The 21640-nt window shown below is 39.7% G+C and carries 19 protein-coding genes and 2 pseudogenes; 18 read left to right on the top strand and 3 right to left on the bottom strand.

Going from position 1 to position 21640, the window contains the following annotated elements:
* Positions 1-138 precede the first annotated feature (138 nt).
* The 10 genes and pseudogenes from EHR_RS02730 (at position 139) to EHR_RS02680 (ending at position 9931) form a co-directional block, all read left to right on the top strand.
* The gene (locus EHR_RS02730) at positions 139-372 is read left to right on the top strand and encodes a DUF1858 domain-containing protein (RefSeq protein WP_010738527.1); all 234 of its coding nucleotides are present in this window, start codon (positions 139-141) and stop codon (positions 370-372) included.
* Entirely contained in the window at positions 369-1673 is a 1305-nt protein-coding gene (locus tag EHR_RS02725; RefSeq protein ID WP_010738526.1) for a DUF438 domain-containing protein, read from the top strand. The genes EHR_RS02730 and EHR_RS02725 overlap by 4 nt, the downstream gene beginning before the upstream one ends.
* A 638-nt stretch (positions 1674-2311) precedes the next feature.
* On the top strand, positions 2312-3331 hold the full coding sequence (aroF, locus tag EHR_RS02720) for a 3-deoxy-7-phosphoheptulonate synthase (RefSeq protein WP_010738525.1): 1020 nt from the start codon (positions 2312-2314) through the stop codon (positions 3329-3331).
* Positions 3332-3346: 15 nt separating this feature from the next.
* Positions 3347-4411: a 3-dehydroquinate synthase gene (gene aroB, locus EHR_RS02715; RefSeq protein ID WP_010738524.1), complete on the top strand. Its 1065-nt coding sequence runs from the start codon at positions 3347-3349 to the stop codon at positions 4409-4411.
* A complete protein-coding gene (gene aroC, locus EHR_RS02710; RefSeq protein WP_010720178.1) occupies positions 4412-5575 on the top strand; it encodes a chorismate synthase in 1164 nt (387 codons plus the stop codon).
* A gap of 12 nt (positions 5576-5587) precedes the next feature.
* Positions 5588-6667: pseudogene (locus EHR_RS02700) on the top strand (prephenate dehydrogenase).
* 4 nt (positions 6668-6671) lie between these two features.
* Complete coding sequence (aroA, locus tag EHR_RS02695; protein ID WP_010738521.1) at positions 6672-7958, top strand: 3-phosphoshikimate 1-carboxyvinyltransferase; 1287 nt, start codon at positions 6672-6674, stop codon at positions 7956-7958.
* A complete protein-coding gene (locus tag EHR_RS02690; RefSeq protein WP_010738520.1) occupies positions 7955-8485 on the top strand; it encodes a shikimate kinase in 531 nt (176 codons plus the stop codon). The genes aroA and EHR_RS02690 overlap by 4 nt, the downstream gene beginning before the upstream one ends.
* Positions 8457-9302 carry a prephenate dehydratase gene (gene pheA / locus EHR_RS02685; protein WP_010738519.1) on the top strand — a complete coding sequence of 282 codons (846 nt, stop codon included), beginning with the start codon at positions 8457-8459 and terminating at the stop codon, positions 9300-9302. Before EHR_RS02690 ends, pheA begins: the two co-directional genes overlap by 29 nt.
* Positions 9303-9418: 116 nt before the next feature.
* Positions 9419-9931, top strand: a complete 513-nt coding sequence (locus tag EHR_RS02680; protein ID WP_010738518.1) for a type 1 glutamine amidotransferase domain-containing protein — start codon at positions 9419-9421, stop codon at positions 9929-9931.
* Positions 9932-10214: 283 nt separating this feature from the next.
* Here EHR_RS02680 and EHR_RS02675 read toward each other — a convergent pair.
* Both EHR_RS02675 and EHR_RS02670 read right to left on the bottom strand, forming a co-directional pair.
* A pseudogene (locus EHR_RS02675) lies at positions 10215-10886 on the bottom strand (ClpXP adapter SpxH family protein).
* 117 nt (positions 10887-11003) lie between these two features.
* Positions 11004-11579 carry a CYTH domain-containing protein gene (locus tag EHR_RS02670; protein WP_025480558.1) on the bottom strand — a complete coding sequence of 192 codons (576 nt, stop codon included), beginning with the start codon at positions 11577-11579 and terminating at the stop codon, positions 11004-11006.
* Positions 11580-11709: 130 nt separating this feature from the next.
* Here EHR_RS02670 and yjbM point away from each other — a divergent pair, with 130 nt between their 5' ends.
* The 4 genes from yjbM to mgtE are packed head-to-tail and all read left to right on the top strand — an operon-like array spanning position 11710 to position 15466.
* Positions 11710-12411 carry a GTP diphosphokinase gene (yjbM, locus tag EHR_RS02665; RefSeq protein WP_010738515.1) on the top strand — a complete coding sequence of 234 codons (702 nt, stop codon included), beginning with the start codon at positions 11710-11712 and terminating at the stop codon, positions 12409-12411.
* Entirely contained in the window at positions 12389-13186 is a 798-nt protein-coding gene (locus EHR_RS02660) for an NAD kinase (protein ID WP_010720169.1), read from the top strand. The genes yjbM and EHR_RS02660 overlap by 23 nt, the downstream gene beginning before the upstream one ends.
* A gap of 1 nt (position 13187) precedes the next feature.
* The gene (locus tag EHR_RS02655) at positions 13188-14087 is read left to right on the top strand and encodes an RluA family pseudouridine synthase (RefSeq protein WP_010720168.1); all 900 of its coding nucleotides are present in this window, start codon (positions 13188-13190) and stop codon (positions 14085-14087) included.
* Between the two features lie 17 nt (positions 14088-14104).
* Positions 14105-15466: a magnesium transporter gene (gene mgtE / locus EHR_RS02650; protein ID WP_010720167.1), complete on the top strand. Its 1362-nt coding sequence runs from the start codon at positions 14105-14107 to the stop codon at positions 15464-15466.
* Positions 15467-15570: 104 nt separating this feature from the next.
* Here the strand turns inward: mgtE and EHR_RS02645 are convergent, their stop codons facing one another.
* Positions 15571-16209, bottom strand: coding sequence for a copper homeostasis protein CutC (locus EHR_RS02645; RefSeq protein ID WP_010720166.1), 639 nt, complete (start codon positions 16207-16209; stop codon positions 15571-15573).
* 140 nt (positions 16210-16349) lie between these two features.
* On the opposite strand from EHR_RS02645, the gene EHR_RS02640 reads away from it, so the two are divergent.
* From EHR_RS02640 to recD2, 4 genes are all read left to right on the top strand, one after another.
* A complete protein-coding gene (locus EHR_RS02640; RefSeq protein ID WP_010720165.1) occupies positions 16350-17207 on the top strand; it encodes a methyltransferase domain-containing protein in 858 nt (285 codons plus the stop codon).
* 220 nt (positions 17208-17427) lie between these two features.
* Positions 17428-17931: a tRNA (uridine(34)/cytosine(34)/5-carboxymethylaminomethyluridine(34)-2'-O)-methyltransferase TrmL gene (gene trmL, locus EHR_RS02635; RefSeq protein ID WP_010720164.1), complete on the top strand. Its 504-nt coding sequence runs from the start codon at positions 17428-17430 to the stop codon at positions 17929-17931.
* Positions 17932-18194: 263 nt separating this feature from the next.
* Complete coding sequence (locus EHR_RS02630; RefSeq protein ID WP_010738514.1) at positions 18195-18851, top strand: histidine phosphatase family protein; 657 nt, start codon at positions 18195-18197, stop codon at positions 18849-18851.
* Between the two features lie 19 nt (positions 18852-18870).
* Positions 18871-21486 carry an SF1B family DNA helicase RecD2 gene (gene recD2 / locus EHR_RS02625; protein ID WP_010738513.1) on the top strand — a complete coding sequence of 872 codons (2616 nt, stop codon included), beginning with the start codon at positions 18871-18873 and terminating at the stop codon, positions 21484-21486.
* Positions 21487-21640: the final 154 nt, after the last annotated feature.

Below are 21640 nucleotides of genomic sequence, written 5' to 3'. Positions count from 1 at the left end.
AAAAAGAATGAGCCTAGGTATACTCATCGTTAGAATGGTAAAAAAGATTTGCTTTGAAATTATCGTGTAAAAGTGCACAAAATCGTTTATAATGAATCCGATCGAATGAGAACGATTCTCAATGAAGGAGGAAGTAAAATGAGAGAAATCGATTTTTCCAAAACATTATTTGAATTAGTTACTGAATATCCAGAAGTCAAACAAATCATGTCAGAGCTAGGATTTAATGCCATCAACCAACCTGGGATGTTGCAAACTGCTGGTCGCTATATGACGATTCCTAAAGGGGCTCAAATGAAAAAAATTCCTTTAGAACAAATTGTTACTGCTTTTGAAACATCAGGATTTATTGTGAAAGGATTGGTAAAATGAAACCCACGAATCAACGACAAGAACGGATTGTTGAAATCCTGTCACTTTTACATAAAGGTGGTTCTTTTGAAGAAGCAAAACGATTGTTCAATGAAGAATTTGAGGGAGTCGATGTTACAGAAATCACTGCTGCGGAAAAAGCATTGATTCAAAGCGGTCTTGATCCGTCAGAAATCCAAAAGTTATGTAATATCCATGCAGCTGTTTTTAAAGGAGCGATCAATGAGATCCATCATTCCAATTATGAACACGCACAACCAGGACACCCGATCCATACCTTAAAGTTAGAAAACCAAGTGTTGCAGTCGTTACTGACGGATGAAATTGACGGGTTATTGGCAAAAATGGCTAAAGGAGATTGGTCACAAAAGGAACGATTGCAACACGCTTTGACTGATTTATTGCAGATCGACAAGCATTATGCACGAAAAGAAACGTTGATCTTTTCTTATATGGAAAAATACGGAATCTCAGCCCCACCTAAAGTGATGTGGGGTGTAGATGATGATATCCGTGAAATGATCAAAGCGCTGAATGCTTATTTAGCTACAGACAAAGCGGCTTATAATCCGCTATCCGAAAAATGGGAAGCAGTAAAAACAGAAGTTGAAGAGATGATTTTTAAGGAAGAGGAGATCATGGTACCCATGACCTTAGATGTGTTTAGCCTTAAAGATTGGGAACAAATCGCTCATGACAGCTTTGATATCGGTTTTGCGTTTATCCCTGAACCACTTCCATGGAAGCCAAGCCAAGAATCACTCGAAAAAGAAAGCGAACGGGAACCAGCTCGTCAATTAGCCATTAAAAAAGCTAAAGAAACGACCGATGGTATTGCTGCTGGTCTTGGGATCGAAGAGTTTACGTCAGAGGCAGTTCAAGACGAAACAGCACCTATGACTGATTTAGTTGTGCAATTTCCGACAGGAGCGTTACAGTTGGAGCAATTAGTTGCCTTGTTTCAAGTGTTGCCTGTGGATTTGACATTTGTTGATCATGAGGATCGGGTTCGTTTCTTCTCAGAAGGAAAGAAACGGGTCTTTCCAAGAACTACTTCTGTCATTGGTCGTGAAGTCGTCAACTGTCATCCACCAAAAAGCATGCATCTTGTCCAACAAATACTTGACGATTTCCGTACAGGAACAAGGGATTCAGCAGAATTTTGGATTGATATGAGAGGACGGAAAATTTATATTCGCTACTTTGCTTTAAAAAATGAGACAGGTGATTATCTTGGGTGCTTAGAAGTCACGCAAGATATTACTGAGATCCAAAAGTTAGACGGACAAAAACGATTGTAAGAGCGGGCAAATTTCAAAATAAAGAACAATTTCAGCTCACTTTTGGGCTCGTTTGATTATAGAAGTAGAAGCCGGACATGCTGTTGATACTTTTCTATGGTATTTTCAGCATTCTCCTGCGACTATTTAGTGGGTAAATTGGAGTTTTTATCAGGTAAAAGCCCTTTTTTCATACCCTTTGATCATTTTATTCAAGAAATTGTTTGACTTCTTTCAAAAACATCTCTATACTTAAACTCAATCTTATATCAGTTTGGAGCGATTATTATGAAAATCACACATAGTTCACAACTGAATAATTATTACTTTAGCTATTTTAGATAAGTTTGTATTCATACGATTATGGGTGCAAACATCAGCGTTTGTTTGTATCTATGATGGCTAAGGATGTTTGAGATGACTTGCTCGCCGCATAGATGAAAAATCTATAGTGGCTTTTTTATTTGATTGATTCAGGGGCTCACTGTAGATGGATTTTCTACGGTGGGCTTTTTTTGTTACATAAAGGGGGAACTAAACGCATTCAAACAAGGTATAAGCAAAGTAACGATTGATTTGCAAGAATTTATGTAATCCAATCAAACAGCGAGGAAATCGATGAAGCGAAACACAAAATAAAAAACAAAGGGAGTTATTGTATGATTCTAATCATTAAACCAGGTATCCAAGAAAGTGAGTTAACACAAGTGATTGAACGTATTAAAGAAGAAGGGCTAGATGTACAGATCAACCATGGTAAAGATCGTTTTGTCTTAGGGCTTTTAGGAGATCCAAAGGTAATTCGGGATGTTCCGTTTGAACGCTACGATATCGTAGAACGTGCCGTACCGATTACCAATACGTACAAATTGACGTCACGAGAATTTCATCCTCAAGATACGATCGTTGATGTAGCTGGAGTGAAAATCGGTGATGGGAGTTTTGTGACAATGGCTGGTCCTTGTTCTGTCGAAGGGGAAGAGCAAATCATGGAGACAGCACGAATGGCTAAGGCTGGTGGTGCTAAAATCTTACGTGGTGGTGCCTACAAACCAAGAACGTCACCATACGCTTTCCAAGGATTAGGTGAAGAAGGGTTGAAAATGATGCGTAAAGCTGCGGATCATTATGACTTGAAAGTGATTACCGAAGTGATGGATGAAGCGCATATCGATGTGGTCAGTGAATACGCAGATATCATTCAAATCGGCGCACGAAATATGCAAAATTTCCGTTTATTAGAAGCTGTAGGACGAACAGGAAAACCAATTGGCTTAAAACGTGGCATCTCAGGTACGATCGAAGAGTGGTTAAATGCCGCTGAATACATTGCAGTTCAAAACAATTCAAACATCATCTTCATTGAACGCGGAATCCGCACTTACGAAACAGCTACTAGAAATACATTCGATCTAAGTGCCGTACCACTGATCAAAAAATTAAGTCATTTCCCGATCATCGTTGACCCAAGTCATGGAACGGGTGTCTGGGACTTAGTGACACCAATGGCACGAGCAGGTGTTGCTAGTGGGGCAGATGGAATGATTGTAGAGATCCATCCTGATCCGATTCATGCTTGGTCTGATGGACAGCAGTCATTGAATGAGAAAAACTACCTGAAAATGATGAATGAAGTGGACATCTTAGTAGAAGCGATGAAGAAAATAAACGCTTTATAGAGAGGAGAAACACGGATGTTAGAAGTTGTCTTACCCGAAAAAAGCTATGAGATCATCATCCAGCGAAACGCACTAGATCAAGTCGCAGATTGGCTTTCCGGTTTATGGCAAGAAAAGAAAATTGCGATCATTAGTGATGAAAATGTCTTTCCGCTTTATGGTCAAAAGATACAACAACAATTAGCCGATCGGTATGAGGTTGTGAATTATGTTATTCCGGCTGGCGAAGAAAGTAAATCACTGTCGATGGCTGCTAAATTATATGATTTTCTAGCCACTGAACAATTGACGAGAAGTGATGGCATTATTGCTCTAGGTGGCGGTGTTGTAGGCGATTTAGCTGGTTTTGTGGCATCAACTTACATGAGAGGAATTTCTTTTGTACAGATTCCTACCTCCTTATTGGCACAAGTAGACTCAAGCATAGGTGGCAAAACAGCAGTCAATGCACCAAACGCTAAAAATATGATTGGCACATTTGCACAGCCAGACGGTGTGTTGATTGATCCAGAAACGCTGACGACATTACCAGTAAAAAGGATCCAAGAAGGAATTGCAGAAATCATCAAGTGTGGTGCGATCAAGGATGAAAGTCTTTGGAGAGAGTTAGCTCGTTTTATTGATGTAGCTGATTTAGTAGCACATAGCGAGCTAGTGATCGAAAAAGCTTTACGTGTAAAAAAAGAAGTGGTAGAAGAAGATCAATTTGATCAAGGCAGTCGTTTGTTCCTCAACTTTGGTCACACGATCGGACACGCTATCGAGCAAACAGCAGGATATGGACAGATTAGTCATGGAGAAGCAGTGGCGATCGGCATGGTACAAATCAGTCGGAATGCTGAAAAAAGGAAAGAAACACCTGAAGGAACGACGCAACAACTTATCAAGATGATCCAAAAGTATCAGTTGCCCATTTCTTACGAACCATGGGATGAACAGGCGTTGTTCCAGGCGATCACTCATGATAAAAAAGCCCGGGGAAAACAGTTGAAAATTATTTTATTAGAAAAAATCGGTCAGGCAAAAATCCAATCGATCCCAATCGAAGCAATCAAAAATTATTTAGAAGAAGGTGAGTAAATGCGTTACTTAACAGCAGGAGAATCACATGGGCCTAATTTGACAGCGATTATTGAAGGAGTTCCAGCAGGCTTAACCTTATCGATTGAGGCAATCAATCAAGAATTAGCTAGACGACAAGGTGGTTATGGTCGAGGTGGGCGCATGAAGATTGAAAAAGATCAAGTGACAATCACATCGGGTATTCGTCACGGCAAAACATTAGGCTCACCGATCACAATGACTGTCACGAACAAAGATTGGAAGAACTGGCAAACGGTGATGTCAGTTACTCCAGTTTCTGAAAAAGAAGAAAATCTACGACGAGTGGCTAAACCAAGACCAGGTCATGCCGATTTAGTTGGTGGTATGAAGTATCAACACCATGATCTTAGAAATGTATTAGAGCGTTCTTCCGCAAGAGAAACGACGATGCGAGTAGCAATCGGGGCACTAGCAAAACAGATTTTAGCTGCTTTAGATATAGAGATTGCTAGTCATGTAGCGATCCTTGGAGGAATCAAAGCGAATGTGCCAGAGAATTTGACCGTGACAGAAATCAAAGAAAAGACGACTATCTCCGAAGTGAACATGGTAGATCTAATGATTGAAGAGGAAGTAAAAGCCTTGATCGATGCTACTAAAAAAGCAGGAGACACTTTGGGAGGTGTAGTGGAAGTTCGGGTCGAAAATGTGCCAGCAGGGTTAGGGAGCTATGTACAGTGGGATAAAAAATTAGACGGTAAGTTAGCTCAAGCGATGTTAAGCATCAATGCTTTTAAGGGAGTCGAATTTGGAATTGGGTTTGAAGCTGCTTCGTTACCAGGATCACAGGTGATGGATGAAATCACTTGGGACGAAAGCGGCTATCACCGAGCAAGTAATCATTTAGGTGGCTTTGAAGGTGGAATGACCAACGGAGAACAGATTATTGTTCGGGGCGTGATGAAACCAATTCCTACTTTATATAAACCTCTCATGAGCGTGAACATCGATACTAAAGAACCTTATAAAGCTAGTGTGGAACGTTCCGATAGTACGGCAGTTCCAGCAGCTTCAGTCGTCGCAGAGCATGTGATTGCGACCACTCTTGTTCGCGAGATACTTGAGCATTTTCCAGCAGATAATATGCAAGAATTAAAAAAAGCCGTTGCAAATCACCGCCAAATGACCAAAGAATTCTAATCGGAGGTAGCGATGAAAAAAAAGGTGTTTGTCATAGGATTGGGTCTGATTGGCGCTTCCTTATGCCGAGCGATCAAAGGGTCAGCAATTACCCTTTATGGCTGGGATCATTCAGAAGAAACAAGAGAAATAGCGGAAAAAACACAGTTAGTCGATCAGGTTGTCACAGGGATCGAGGCAGCTAGTCAAATGGATGTGATTATCCTTGCCGTTCCAGTTCAAGTTAGCTTGGAGTATCTCAACTGATTGGCGACACTTCCCTTGAAAGAAACAGTATTAGTAAGTGATACCGGAAGTACGAAAGCGACGATAATGGCGCTAGCGAAGCAACTCCCATTTGATTTTATTGGTGGGCATCCGATGGCTGGTTCACATAAATCAGGAGTAAAAGCAGGCAATCCGTATTTATTTGAAGAAGCGTATTATATCGTAACGGATGACTGTCAAAGTGAACGTACAGAAGAACTGATCGCTTTACTACGTCCTACTCGAGCAAAGTTTGTTCGCTTAACTGCCAAAGATCACGATGAGATCGTTGGGGTGCTAAGTCATTTGCCACATATTGTCGCTTCAGGATTAGTACAAATCAGTGAGCAGCTGAATCAAAAATATCCACGTGCCTCACAATTAGCCGCTGGCGGATTCCGGGATATTACACGGATTGCTTCATCAGATCCCCAAATGTGGACGGATATTTTAATGACGAACCAAGAAATGATGATTCAGTTGATGGAAGACTGGCAAGGCGCAATGGAAACGTTAAAACAGGAACTGATTGATCAAAACCAATCGGCAATTCAAGAGTTCTTTGTGCAGGCAAAACAAACACGGGATCAGTTGCCCCGGAAAAAACAAGGAGCGATTCCAGCTTTTTATGATTTATATGTCGATATTCCCGATATCGCTGGTGCTGTCGCAAAAGTTACTAACGTACTAAGTCAGGCAAATCTTTCCATTATTAATTTGAGCATCCAAGAAACAAGAGAAGATATTTTTGGTGTGTTAGAGTTGTCTTTTAAAAATCAAGCGGATTTACTTAAAGGACAGAAGCTGATCGAAGCCGAAAAATTTCATTGTTGGATAAGGAGTTGAAGTCATGAAACTATTGACAGCTAAAAATGGGATCAATGGAGAATTAGTGATTCCTGCTGATAAATCGATTTCCCATCGCAGCATCATGTTTGGTGCGATCAGCAAAGGAACTACGATCGTCAACAATTTTTTAAAAGCTGAAGATTGTTTAAGTACGATTGCAGTTTTTAAGCAATTAGGGGTACGTATTACCGAAAAAAATGAACAAATCATGATTGAAGGAAAAGGATTTGAAGGATTAACAGCACCATCTTCTAGGCTAGATGCAGGAAATTCTGGCACAACGATGCGCTTAGTATTAGGAATTTTAGCAGGCTGTCCATTTACTTCTGAGATTGCAGGGGATGCTTCTTTGAATCGCCGTCCGATGGAACGTGTGATGAAGCCATTGCGTGAGATGGGTGCTGATTTACAAGGAACGGCCGAAGCTGAATTTCCTCCACTAAAAGTAACTGGAAATACATTGCACGGGATCGAGTATCACATGCCCATTGCTAGTGCGCAAGTGAAGTCTGCTATCCTTTTTGCAGCTTTACAAGCCGAAGGGACCACTAAAATCATCGAGAAAGAACAGTCAAGGAACCATACCGAAGAGATGATCAAACAATTCGGTGGGAAGATCCAAGTGGAAGGAAAAGAAATTATAGTCACTGGACCACAGCAGTTGATCGGACAAGAAGTCACTGTCCCAGGGGATATTTCTTCGGCTGCGTTTTATCTCGTCGCAGCAAGTATTTTAGCAAACAGTGAAGTCCTCTTAAAACAAGTAGGAATCAATCCGACACGGACAGGGATTCTCGATGTGTTGATGCAAATGGGTGCTAATATTGAAGAAAGACAGCTGGATGAGCAAAATCAAGCAGCAGATTTGATTGTCCGTTCTGCGCAACTCCATGCTTGTGAGATCCAGGGAGAAATCATCCCACGCTTGATTGATGAGTTACCAATCATTGCATTAGCTGCTACTCAAGCAACAGGCACAACCATCATTCGTGATGCTCAGGAATTAAAAGTCAAAGAAACGAATCGGATTGATGCAACTGCGGAAGAATTAACGAAAATGGGTGCGAACATTGAACCGACAGAAGATGGTTTGATTATTCACGGACCAACATCTTTACATGGAGCGACAGTGGATAGCCATGGGGACCATCGAATTGGGATGATGTTACAAATCGCCGCTTTACTAACCGCAGAACCTGTCGAACTACTCAATCCTGAAGCAGTCAATATTTCATATCCTGAATTTTTTACGGATCTAGCCAAATTGGTTCAGGAGGACCCATCATGACGTCACTTGTATTGATCGGTTTTATGGGCGCTGGTAAGACGACGATCAGTAAAAAATTAGCGGCTCGATTGGATCAACCAGTCATCGATATGGATGACTATTTAGTTCAACAATTAGGCTGTTCCATTGAGCAATACTTTGCTACCTTCGGAGAAGCCGCGTTTCGCGACCACGAAACCGCTCTTTTAAAAACAATTTTACAAAAAAAGGCAGTGATCGCTACTGGTGGCGGGGTTGTCTTACAGAAAGAAAATCAGGAACTATTAAAACAGCAACAAGTCATTTATTTAAAAGGAGAAGCCGATATCTTGATCGAACGGATACGACAAGATCAAACAAATATTCGACCGTTAGCGTTAAAGAATAGTGACACAAAACTACGTGAGATCATGTGGGAACGGGAAAAAATATACAAAAGTTTAGCAAAAATCACGATAGATACGTCTAAGAAATTGCCAGACGAAATTATCACAGAAATCATAAAGTGGGTAGAAAATAATGATGAAAATTGGGTATCTAGGTCCTAAAGGTTCCTTTACTTATAGTGCAGCCACACGTTATTTCAAACAAGGTACTTTTCTTTCTTATGATTCCTTGATTGATTTGATCGAGGCACAATTAGAAAAAGAGATTACTTATGCAATGGTGCCGATCGAAAATACGATTGAAGGTTCTGTTTTGCCAACACTTGTTCATGTGTATGAGACATTACCTTCTATTCAAGGAGAAATCGTTCTGCCGATCCGACAACAATTGATGGTCCATCCGACCCAACAAGCCAACTGGCGAAATATCACAAAGATTTGTAGTCATCCGCAAGCATTAGCCCAATCACAACTTTTTCTACGGGCAAATTTTCCAAAGGTCGAGATTGAACAAGTAGGTTCCACTGCCCAAGGAGCCCGGCAAGTAGCAACCCATCCAGAAGAATGTCTAGGTGCGATCGGCTCCAAAGAAGCTGCAAACGAATTTGGGTTGACCATCGTGCAATCAGATATCCAGTCCATTGCAACTAATGAGACCCGTTTTTGGGTTCTAAGTGCCGCGCCTGTTGATGCAAAATTACAAAAAAACAGTCATAAAGCGACATTCTTTGTGGATTTGCCAGAAAATAAACCTGGGGCGCTTTATCAAGTTCTTTCGGTCTTTGCTAATAATCAAGTGAATTTAACAAAAATCGAATCACGCCCACAAAAAACGCGGTTAGGCGAATACTTTTTTGTTATCGATGTTGCTATCGATGACAAGATCGACAAGGTGAATGAGCTGATGGAAGTGCTAAAAGAGCAAGGCTATCCTACGCATTTGGTTGGTTGTTATCCGGTTTATCACATCGATGAATGACTAAAAGCAACAAGATGGACGGAGACAAAAACCGCTCTTTAGTCCAAACAGATGATTTGCACACTTGAATAAATTCCTTTAGGCTTGAATTAAGCGATAAGAAAGGAAGAGAACAAATGGCAAAAAAAGTTGCAGCAATCGTTACAGATTTAGTTGAAGATGTGGAACTAACGTCACCGAAAGAAGCACTAGAAAAGGCTGGACATACAGTGACTTTGATTGGGTTTGAAGGAAATCAAACAATCAAAGGAAAAAAAGGCGCAGAATTCACAGTCGAACAAAGTATTGCAGATGTTTCTCCTGAAGACTTCGATGCGCTATTGATACCAGGGGGATTTTCACCGGATCAATTACGAGCAGATCAACGATTCGTTGATTTTGTTTCTTACTTTTTAAAAAATGATCAACCGTTATTTGCAATTTGTCACGGTCCACAACTATTTATTCAAACAGGTTTAACTGAAGGACGGACAATGACAGCTTATGATACGGTACGTCCAGATATCGAATATGCTGGTGCCGTCGTGAAGGATGAGCCAGTGGTAATTGATCGAGGCTTGATTACTAGCCGAAATCCTGATGATATTCCAGCATTTAACGAAGCAATCGTTGAAGCACTAGCAAACTAATTTGAAAAGTTTAGTTCTAAACATTAAAAAAGCAGTCGTATCGGTCGAAAATGGCATCAGCTATTTTCTGAAGGATGCGATTGCTTTTTGTCGTTTTTCGAAAAACTCTTTCTTATTTCTTGATGCTACACACTTTTATCTCAACCTCAGACGATGCTATTAGTCCATGTTGGTAAAGATTCCCATGTTTTTCTACAAGCACCAAATAACCGTTTTTCGAATACTTAGCGATCTAAGTACTTGAAAAACGGTTAGTTAGTGAAACGAATGGTTCTTGACGTGATTAGTTAGAGAGTAAATATAAATGGCTACTTCCTGGTTGTAAGCGAGAATCATTTGTATGTAAATGTTCACCATCAAAAATTTGATAAGAATCATTTTTAGTCTTACAAAGTTCTTTTATTTTTCGGACTGTATTTGTGCCTTCAATTAAGACACCGAAGTCTTGTTCACAGGAGTAGTTATACACTACAGCAGAAGGATGTTTGGTGATGCCCATTTCTCGAGCAATTTTTTGATCAGAGAAAAAAACTTCTTTAACAAACTCGGATTGACGATCTTCTTTGAACATCTCGATATCGCCGCCGACTTCTGCAAAAAGTGATTCAGCAAGTTCTGGAGAATACGGTACTTTATTACAACCTACAGCTTCTTGCATTTTGATCAAAAATTGACGTCCTTTTTTCTTACCTTGGAACTGTGCCGCTTTACAGTCTAACGCAGCAGAATAGGTAGTTGAAAATAAGTGGTTACGCGTAACGAGGTCGTTTTGAGAAATTCCGTTACGTTGCATGACATCCCCAATTGTCTGCAAATTAACTAAAGGCAGAAAACGAAATTGCATCTTTTCTTTGGATGTTTTTCCGTACTCTTCTTCAATAAATTGTAATAACTATTGTTCTAGTGTAAAACAATGTTTCCCCAAAGGATTAACAAATAAATAGATTTCGATCATATGAATCTCCCCCAAAATAGATTCTATACAACTCGTGAATTCTTTTATTCACAACGTATAACTTAACAGAAAAATGATAAAAAATGAACTCAAGTGCCTTGTGAAAATGATAGAACTTTAATTTTTCGCTGCTAGCATCCGTTGAATTTTATTTTTAGCTGGTCGATAAGGGAAAGAATGTCTTTCCAAAAACGCTAAAAAGGCAGATTTACCAAGAGTAGCATCAGATACTTCTAACTCCAGTTCAAAATCATGTAATTGTTCTCCAAAACTTTCATCAATCGCTAAAAGACCTTCCTCAATGTGAAATTCCGCACGTTTGGTAGTAATGTCTCCAATTTTGCCCAATTCATCCGAAGGAACAGCCAATTCTAACAATTTTTGAAAAACAGCACCCTGACGTGGTAATTGACGTTGCTCAATGAAAGAGAGTGCTTCCTCTTTGCTTAAAGTATCAGTGGTTTCAAGTTTTCCTTCTTTTGCAGGTGTTTTTAGTGTATATTCTGCCCGATCTTCAAGTAATCGGATGCGTAATCCACAATTTTTTTGTGCTAGCTGTCCATCTGGTGTATCAAAATAGATATTCGTTTGAACCGTAAAATCTTCTGGTTTTAGTTGATAATACTGGATCAATTGACTATATTCTTGTTGCGTCAGCATGGACTTGTATTCAATTTCTAACATTTCAGACATAATGATCGCCCCTTTCATTCATTCTGCCTAATTTTTCCTTTTTGGTCAATACAAAAAGCCGAGAGGTACAAAAAAACTTCATTTATATGTTAAAATAGAAAAGAATGTTAACGAAGTAGAGGGATCAGCGATGGAACGAGATTGGGAAGAGTTTTTAGCACCGTATGAACAAACAGTATCAGAATTAAAAGTAAAGTTACGCGGGATCCGTAAGCAATTCAGAGAACAAAACCGACATGTTCCGATTGAGTTTGTTACTGGACGAGTCAAACCAGTCGATAGCATTGTGACAAAATCACAGCTGCGTCATATTCCGATGAGCCGTTTAGAAGAAGAAATGTCTGATATTGCTGGATTACGAATCATGTGTCAGTTTGTAGAAGATATCTACCAAGTAGTAGATATCATTCGTAAAAGAAAAGATATGAAAGTGATTCAAGAAAGAGATTATATTACAAATAAAAAAGCCAGTGGGTATCGTTCGTATCATTTAGTGATTGAGTATCCTGTTCAGTTGATCAGTGGCGAAAAGAAAATTTTAGCTGAAATTCAAATCCGGACGTTAGCTATGAACTTTTGGGCGACAATCGAACACTCATTGAACTATAAATATCAAGGCGTGTTTCCTGAAGAAATGAGTGAAAGACTCCAACGTGCGGCAGAAGCGGCTTATCAATTGGACGAAGAAATGTCCAATATTCGGGAAGAAATCCAAGAAGCTCAACGTCTGTTTTCCCATGGTAGAGGAAAACGAGATGACGTTTACTATCGTACCGTATTAAATCGAGAGAAAAAAGAGGAGGCCACGGATGAAAGTAGCGATCGTTCATAACCAAGAAGCGAAAACAATTGAAGTTACCGAACGATTGAAAGCTCTTTTGACACAATCGGCTATTCAAATCGACGGACAACGCCCCGATTTAGTGATTTCCGTAGGTGGTGATGGGACGTTATTGTCCGCTTTTCACAAGTATAGCCATCTATTAAATGAAGTTCGTTTTTTAGGGGTCCATACAGGGCACTTAGGTTTTTATACGGATTGGCGTGACTATGAATTGGAAGAATTAGTCAATAGCTTACAGACCAATCAAGAACAAAGTGTAAGTTATCCTTTGCTCGATATAAAGATCAGTTATTTAGATGATAAGCCGGCAAAACATTTCTTGGCTTTGAATGAATCCACGATTAAACGATCAAATCGGACGATGGTTGCCGATGTATATATCAAAAATGAATTGTTTGAAAGTTTCAGAGGGGACGGATTGGCTGTGTCTACGCCAACAGGTTCAACCGCTTATAATAAAAGTATCGGCGGGGCAGTTATTCATCCGAGTATCAATGCCTTTCAGTTAACTGAAATTGCTTCATTAAATAATCGAGTCTTTCGTACACTCGGTTCGCCTATGGTCATCGCACAAGACGAATGGCTGGAAATCAAATTAGAAAATACAGAGGATTATCTTGTTACAGTCGACCAATTGGATATTAAGGAATCGAATATTCGTTCCATCTATTATCGCATTGCAAAAGAGCGAATTCATTTTGCTTCTTATCGCCATATGCATTTTTGGCATCGTGTAAAAGATTCCTTTATTGGTGAGGGATAACATGGAATTTGTGTGGACGTATGAAAAAAATCATCCGCAGCAGATAAAATATTTTTTAAAAGAAAAAGGAATTTCTAAAGGTTTGTTAGCGAAAATCAAATTTCAAGGTGGCGAGATCAAAGTAAATGGTCAAACTGAAAATGTCTTGTTTTCTCTATCGTACAATGATAAGGTAACGATTGTCATTCCAGCAGAAGGCGAACATGAAACGGTGCTTTTAGATGAAACACCGATCGAGATCGTTTACGAAGATGAACATCTTTTAGTTGTGAATAAACCAGCTGGCGTCTCTTCGATTCCAGCACAATATCATCCAAACTATACGATGGCTAATCGAGTAAAAGCTTATTACAAACGACAAGGTTACGAAAATCAAGTCATTCATGTGGTGACAAGACTAGATCGGGATACTTCTGGGTTGATGTTGTTTGCCAAACATGGCTTTGCTCATGCAAAGTTAGATGTACAGCTTCGAGAAAAACGATTTGTGAAGAAATACCAAGCACTTGTGAGTGGCGAAATAACTAAATTGGCACCCCACGGCTGGATTGACCTTCCAATTGCGAGAGACCAATCTTCTTTACTGAAACGGATGGTTTCGACAGCTGGGCGAAGCGCACAAACCGAATATTGGTTAACGAAAAACACCGCAGAGGTTGCTTTGGTAGATATCCAACTGCATACGGGGAGAACCCATCAAATCAGAGTTCATTTTTCAGAAATTGGCTGTGCGCTATTAGGAGATGAAATGTATGGTGGGCGTATGGATCTTGGAATAGCAAGACAAGCTTTACATTGTTACGACCTGCGTTTTGATCATCCTTTTACACAGGAACGATTGGAATTTAAACAGCCTTTGGCTAAAGATATGGCGACTGTTCTCCAGCATTTTGAAAGTTAGGGTGAGGTGAGATAGAGTTGGATGAAAATCAAGAACTAGAGGAACGATTTGCCCAGTTACTACAGGATTTAAGAGAAAATAACCTACAGGAATTTAGAAATAGTTTCCTGGAAATGCATATTTACGAGCAGGGGCAATTCTATCAATCTCTGAACGAAGAGGATCGTCAACTGATCTATTCCTACTTATCTCCTAAAGAATTGGCAGATATGTTTGATGTGATTGAAGAAGACAATGAATATATGAAAGAGTATTTAGCTGAGATGCGTCCGAGTTATGCTGCAGAAATGCTTTCAGAGATGTATACCGATAATGCGGTAGATTTGCTAAATACCTTAGATAAAAAACAAGTCGCTAAATATTTAAGTTTAATGACTACTGACGATGCTAGTGAAATCAAAGAGTTGTTACACTATGAAGATGAAACAGCTGGCGCGATCATGACGACAGAATTTGTTTCGATCGTGGCGAATCAAACGGTTCGTTCTGCGATGTATGTCTTAAAAAACGAAGCAGATGTAGCTGAAACCATTTACTATATCTATGTCGTCAATCAAGAAGAACAATTGGTTGGAGTTATTTCATTGCGGGATTTGATCGTTAATGATGATGATGCAATGATCTCTGACTTGATGAGCGAACGTGTGTTATCCGTCCATGTGGGGGATGACCAAGAAGATGTCGCGCAAACCTTTCGTGATTATGACTTTCTAGCATTACCCGTAACAGATTACGATGACCATCTACTGGGGATCGTAACAGTTGATGATATTATTGATGTTATTGATGATGAGGCTGCAAGTGATTACTCTGGTTTGGCAGGGGTCAATGTTGAGGAAATCAATGAAAATCCCGTGAAGTCAGCTGCTAGACGTCTTCCTTGGTTGATCACCTTATTATTTTTAGGGATGTCTACGGCTTCGTTGATCAGCCATTACGAAGAACTGGTGAGTGAAGCAAGTATTTTAGCCGTCTTCATTTCGTTGATCACCGGAACTGCGGGGAATGCTGGCACCCAATCATTGGCGGTTGCAGTTCGCCGTTTGGCTGTTTCTGACGACAAAGATGCTGGTTTTGTCCGTTTGATTCTAGCTGAAGTACTCACAGGACTTGTGACAGGGGCAATCACTGGCTTGACGATCTTTTTGATTGTAGGAATTTGGAAGCATAACTTTATTTTAGGCTTTGTAATTGGGATTGCCATGTTATTTGCGATTACTGTAGCCAACTTGGCAGGAAGCTTGATTCCGATGTTGATGGATCGCTTAGGGTTTGATCCTGCCGTGGCTAGTGGTCCTTTTATTACCACCTTGAGTGATTTGACTAGTGTCTTGATCTATTTCAACATCGCTTCATTGTTTATGGGGTATTTTATGTAGCCATTCCTTTTGAGATGGTGCAACAAGTCTGTGATAAAAATAAAAAACGTAAGGAGCAAAGTAATCAACTTGCTTCTTACGTTTTTATTATTACTAGAAAAAATTTAGTCGAATGAAACGATCTTTGTTCCATGAACTTCATTCACGCCTAGTTCTTTGGCAACATGTTCTGCATTTTTGTAATCGATCTTGCCACCAGGTAAGATGATCAGACGTCCGTCAGCATAAGCAATCAATTTTTTTAAATGGTCAAAATTGGCTTCAATTGGTGCGTTCGCATCTCCACCATGAGTTAAAATACGGTCTACACCGTGTTCAACCAGCCAATCAATTGCTTCAAATTGCCGTTCTTGCGGGATACAATCAAAAGCCATGTGGAACGTGATTTGTAGACCTTCTGAGGTTTCGATCAATAATTCCATTGCCTCTTCATCAATCCAATTTGAAGGAGTCAAACAGCCTATAACTACGCCATCTGTACCTAATTTCTTTGCTTCGATTAAATCAGTATGCATGATCTTTAATTCAATATCATTGTAGACAAAATCGCCACCTCGTGGTCGGATAATTGTCATTACAGGTACTTCTTTTTCATTGGCATAGCTTAAAACTTCTTCGATCACTCCGGTGCTAGGTGTGGTTCCGCCAGCAGCTAAGTTATCGCATAATTCGATCCGGTTCGCTCCCTTAGCAATTGCTAGAGGAATGGAAGTATAATTTTCTGCACAAAATTCTTTGATCATTTGCCTGCTCCTTTATCATTCGCCTTCTTCTTCTAAAATTGTACCATATTTTTTGTAGTTGCTAAAGTTTTCTTCTAACGGTAAGATGAAAAGGGAATAAAGCAATATTCAACGATTAAAACAAGAAATGAGCAAAAAAAATGTTAAAAAAAATTGATCAAGGTCGCCAATTTTTAAAGGGAAATCAACAGTTGTTCCGATGCCCACTTTGCCATGCTGGAGTAGCAGTCACTGAGAACGGTTTGGTTTGTCATCAGAACCATCGCTTCGACTTATCCAAAAAAGGCACGCTTTACTTTTTATCTCATGGGGTAAAAACGGAATATGATCAGAGTATGTTTGATCCCAGACGTAGAATGATCCAAGCAGGGATGTATCAGCCTGTGATCGACTTGTTAGCACAACAAGTATCGCAGGGATCAGAGGTCTTAGATGTTGGCTGTGGCGAAGGAAGCTTTTTAAATGAATTAGCACGACTGCAACCGTTGAAAAAGGCCGTAGGTTTTGATCTTTCTAAAGAAGGTGTTTATGCGGCTACTGCTCAGCCGGTCGAGGCGTTTTGGTGTGTAGCAGATTTAACCAATCTTCCTTTTGAAGACCAAACATTTACTACGATTCTAAATATTTTTTCGCCTTCTCACTATAAAGAATTTCAACGTGTGCTAACCGATGATGGGGAAGTCTTGAAAATCGTTCCGCAACAAGATTATTTAAAAGAATTACGCCAAGCGTTTTATCCAGACCAGCCTGAGAAACAACAGTATTCAAATGAACGAGTGGTGGCTAAGTTTGCGGAGTCCCTAGAATTGACTGAACGTCGGCGTGTTACTTACGAATTTGATATCCCAGAAAAAAATCGGCAAGATTTGTTAGCGATGTCTCCGCTCGAATGGCAAGTCAGTCAAGACGTCAAAGAGCGTGTGTACCAGAATCCTTTGAAAAAGATTACAATTGACGTAGAATTATTAAAAGGAAATAAGAGAAAACGATTGCAATGAAATTATTCATTTCTAAAGGTTGCAAAAAGAGTTTGTTGATGATATAGTAACGACAAGTTGTTTTTTCATTGGTTTTTATCAGGTTCCTGTTCTGATAAAAGTTAGTGAGAAGAGCTTCACTAACGTAACGACTCGCAGTGACTGACACCGAGTTGATACGTTTTTTTTATGCCAAAATCACTACTAGTTAGTTAACATATAGATGAGAGGATGGATCTTAATGAACCATATCGTTTTATTTGAACCATTGATTCCAGCAAATACTGGAAACATTGCCCGAACTTGTGCAGCAACCAACACGCCCTTGCACTTGATTGAACCGTTAGGATTTTCAACAGATGATAAACATCTAAAACGTGCAGGATTGGATTATTGGAACGATGTCAATATTACCTATCATCAAAATTTAGATGCTTTTATGGCTTATTTAGGGGAACGTAAACTTCATTTGGTATCGAAGTTTGCCCATAAAGTATATAGTGACGAAAATTTTGCTGATGGAGAAGACCATTTCTTTTTATTCGGCAAGGAAACAACAGGATTACCTGAAGAATTTATGCGTGAAAATGAAGAAAAATGTTTAAGAATCCCAATGAATGACGAACATGTCCGTTCATTGAATCTCTCAAATACGGCTGCAATGATCGTCTATGAAGCATTGCGCCAACAAGGATTTCCTAATTTAGAGTTAACGCACCATTATGAAAATGATAAACTAGACTAGAGGTCATTTTTCAAGTGCTCTGATTCAAGCATTAAGGAGAAACAAAGAAAAACAGCTTTTCATGTTTTACTTGGTTTAGACTTAATGCACAGAATCAACTTGGAAAATACCGTTTATCAAGAGGTCATTTTCCAAGTGCTCTGATTCAATACGAATAATCACAAGGACTTTTTATTGAAGGAGTTCTTTGTTTTTAAGGAACAAATTTTATAAAATAGTAGCATCATCTTTGTCTAAATGAGCCTATAAGGAGTCCGATATAAATGGAATTATATTTTACCCGACATGGAAAAACACAATGGAATCTCGAACGCCGTTTTCAAGGAAGCCAAGGCGACTCACCACTTTTACCTGAAAGCTATGAGGAAATCAAAGCATTTGGTAAAAAAGTGAAGTATGTACCATTTAAAGCAATCTATTCAAGTACCGCTAAGCGTGCCCGTGACACAGCCGAAGGGATCAATCAGGAATTAGCGCATCCAGTCGAAATTATTTATACTGATAAATTAAGAGAATTGGGTTTAGGAGAATTAGAAGGTCAATCAATTGATGAAATGTACGAACGATATCCGGAAAACCTTCCCAATCTACGTAACCACTTAGATCGTTATGATCCGACACCTTTTAAAGGAGAAGCGATCGAATGTGCCATTACTCGTATTGAAACAGTTGTGGCTGATGCCGTTGCTTTACATGATGGACCGATCTTGTTTGTTGGGCATGGGGCATCATTAACTGCGGCGATCCAATGGTTGACAGGAAAAAAACTGAGTCAACTAAGAGAAATGGGTGGCTTATATAATAGTAGTTTGACGATTTTAGAAACAGGAGAACCCAACAATTTGTTGCCTTATGAATTAAAAGTTTGGAACGAAATTGACTTTTTAGGAAAAGAGACAAAACCAGAACCATTACTCTAATTGGAAAGGAGGCGGCAAGATGCAGCCAGAAGAAATGCCTTATTTTGTTGGTACAGTTGCCGCAATCTTTTTTCAAAATCCAAGTAATTTTTATAAAGTACTGTTGGTTCGGCTCACTGAAACAACAGCTGACTATCGTGAAAAAGAAATTGTGGTCACTGGAAGCTTTGGTGAGATCCAAGAAAATGAGCTTTATCGTTTTTACGGCGAATTAGTCGATCATCCTAAATATGGGCGACAGTTAAAGGTTGAACGCTATGAGCAGGAGAAACCAACAACAGTCAACGGGATCGTGGGTTATCTATCCAGTGAAAAATTTCCTGGGATTGGCAAGAAAACAGCTGAGAAGATCGTGGAGCAACTAGGTGAAGAAGCGATTGAAAAAATCATCGAAGAGCCGTCCGTATTAGAACAAATCGCAGGCTTGAATCAGGCCAAAAGAGATATGATCGTTGAGACGATTCGTTTGAACCATGGGATGGATCAAGTGATCATGGGCTTGAATCGTTATGGCTTTGGTAGTCAGTTAGCTTTTAGTATCTATCAAACATATAAAAATGAAGCTTTAGATATCATCCAGGAAAATCCCTATCAGTTAGTCGAAGATGTGGAAGGGATCGGCTTTAAAAGAGCAGATAATCTTGCAGAACAATTAGGGATCGCGGCTGATTCACCAAGACGGATTCGAGCTGCAGTTTTACATCAGATTTTTCAACATGCTGTTCAAACTGGCGATACATATGTACCAGCTGAAACGCTTCTTCATCAAACAATCAAAATTTTGGAAACCAGTCGACCAATCGAGATCCAACCTGATCAAGTGGCGACGGTCATTATTCAACTTGTGGAAGAAGGTAAGATCCAACAAGAAGAAACCAATCTCTATGAAAATAGTCTGTATTTCTCAGAATGGGGGATCGGTAACTCGATCCAACGGTTACTTAGTCGGAAAAAAGAAATCAACTATGACGAAAAAGAAGTGCAGAAAAACATTCGGCGAATTGAAAAAATATTTGGTATCCAATATGGAGAATCGCAAGAAAAAGCAATTTCGGAAGCAATCCGGTCACCTTTATTTATTTTAACTGGGGGTCCCGGCACAGGGAAAACAACAGTTATCAATGGGATCGTCAACTTGTTTGCAGAATTAAATGGCTTAGAATTAGATCCAAACAAATATACCCAAGAAATTTTTCCGATTCTACTGGCTGCACCAACTGGTCGAGCAGCCAAACGGATGAACGAGACGACAGGATTACCTGCCAGTACGATCCATCGACTACTAGGTTTGAATGGTCGAGAAAAATCTCCTTCAGTAAGTACGAAAGAATTAGAAGGTGGGTTGTTGATCATCGATGAAATGTCGATGGTCGATACATGGCTAGCTAATACGCTATTTAAAGCCATCCCTACCAACATGCAAGTGATTTTAGTAGGAGATAAAGATCAATTACCATCTGTCGGACCGGGACAAGTCTTGCATGATTTATTAGGAATTGACCAAATCCCGAAAGTGGAATTGAATCAAATTTATCGGCAGGGAGACGGATCAAGTATTATCCCCCTTGCTCATGAAATCAAAGAAGGTCATTTACCAAGTGATTTTTTGCAAAATCAAAAAGATCGTTCTTTCTTTCGAAGCGATGCCTACAGTATCGAACCTTTAATCGCAAAGATTGTTGAAAAAGCCAAAAATAAAGGCTTCACTGCACAAGATATCCAAGTCTTGGCGCCAATGTACCGTGGTCCAGCTGGAATCGATGCGTTAAACAAAATGATGCAGTCGATTTTTAACCCTGGAGGTGCAGGGCGGAAAGAAGTCCACTGGAATGAGACTGTTTATCGAATCGGTGATAAAGTATTACAATTAGTGAACACACCTGAACTCAATGTGTTTAATGGTGATATGGGTGAGATCACGGGGATCGTGTTAGCGAAAGATTCAGAAGATAAAGTGGATGAATTAGTGATTCAATTTGATGCGAATGAAGTGACTTACAAACGCAATGAATGGAATAAAATCACCCTTTCTTATTGTTGTTCGATCCATAAATCTCAAGGAAGCGAATTTAAGATGGTCATTTTACCGATGGTTCATCAGTACCAACGGATGTTGCAACGGAATCTTCTCTACACGGCTGTCACAAGAAGTAAAGAACTATTGATTCTACTAGGGGAAGAACAAGCTTACGTTACCTGCGTTGCGAATGAATCGGCTAGTCGAATGACGACATTGAAGAAGCGGATCGAAGAAAATGACAGTATGAGTCTTGTTACACGGACGAAGCTTGTCGCTTATGAAGATTCCCTTGTAGGTAATGATCCTTTTGAAGAAGGAAATTATACCAAGGCGGGAGAAACTGCTCATTCCGTAAAAACAGAGACAAGTCAACAAGCCACTCAAGAAAATGTCGTAGATTCAACGGAGGGAAATGTTGGCGATGATCTCTTTACTTTATCAGTAGAACAAGACACAACCGAAACGGCTGTCGAATCAAAAGTGATGGAAGAAGCACCAACAGAGCAACTGCCAAAAACATATATTTTAACAACCGAAGCGATTGAAAAACAGTGGATTGATCCAATGATTGGGATGGAGCAAGAGGCTGTGAAAGAAGCGTTTAGCTCCGAATAAGAGAGGATTTTTTTAAATAGCTCCTCATATTTTAGAAAATCATCGCTTATTGTTGAGGAGTTGCTTCTTGAACGCCGTTTAGCAAGAGGTCGTGAAAACATCGGGTAGCTCTGATGACAATAAGAAAGAATTTTTTGAAACAGCTTCTCATGTT

This window comes from Enterococcus hirae ATCC 9790 (assembly GCF_000271405.2).
GTDB classification, from domain to species: Bacteria; Bacillota; Bacilli; order Lactobacillales; family Enterococcaceae; genus Enterococcus_B; species Enterococcus_B hirae.
Note: the sequence above shows the minus strand (reverse complement) of the source record. Positions and strands in the feature narration are given on the sequence as shown.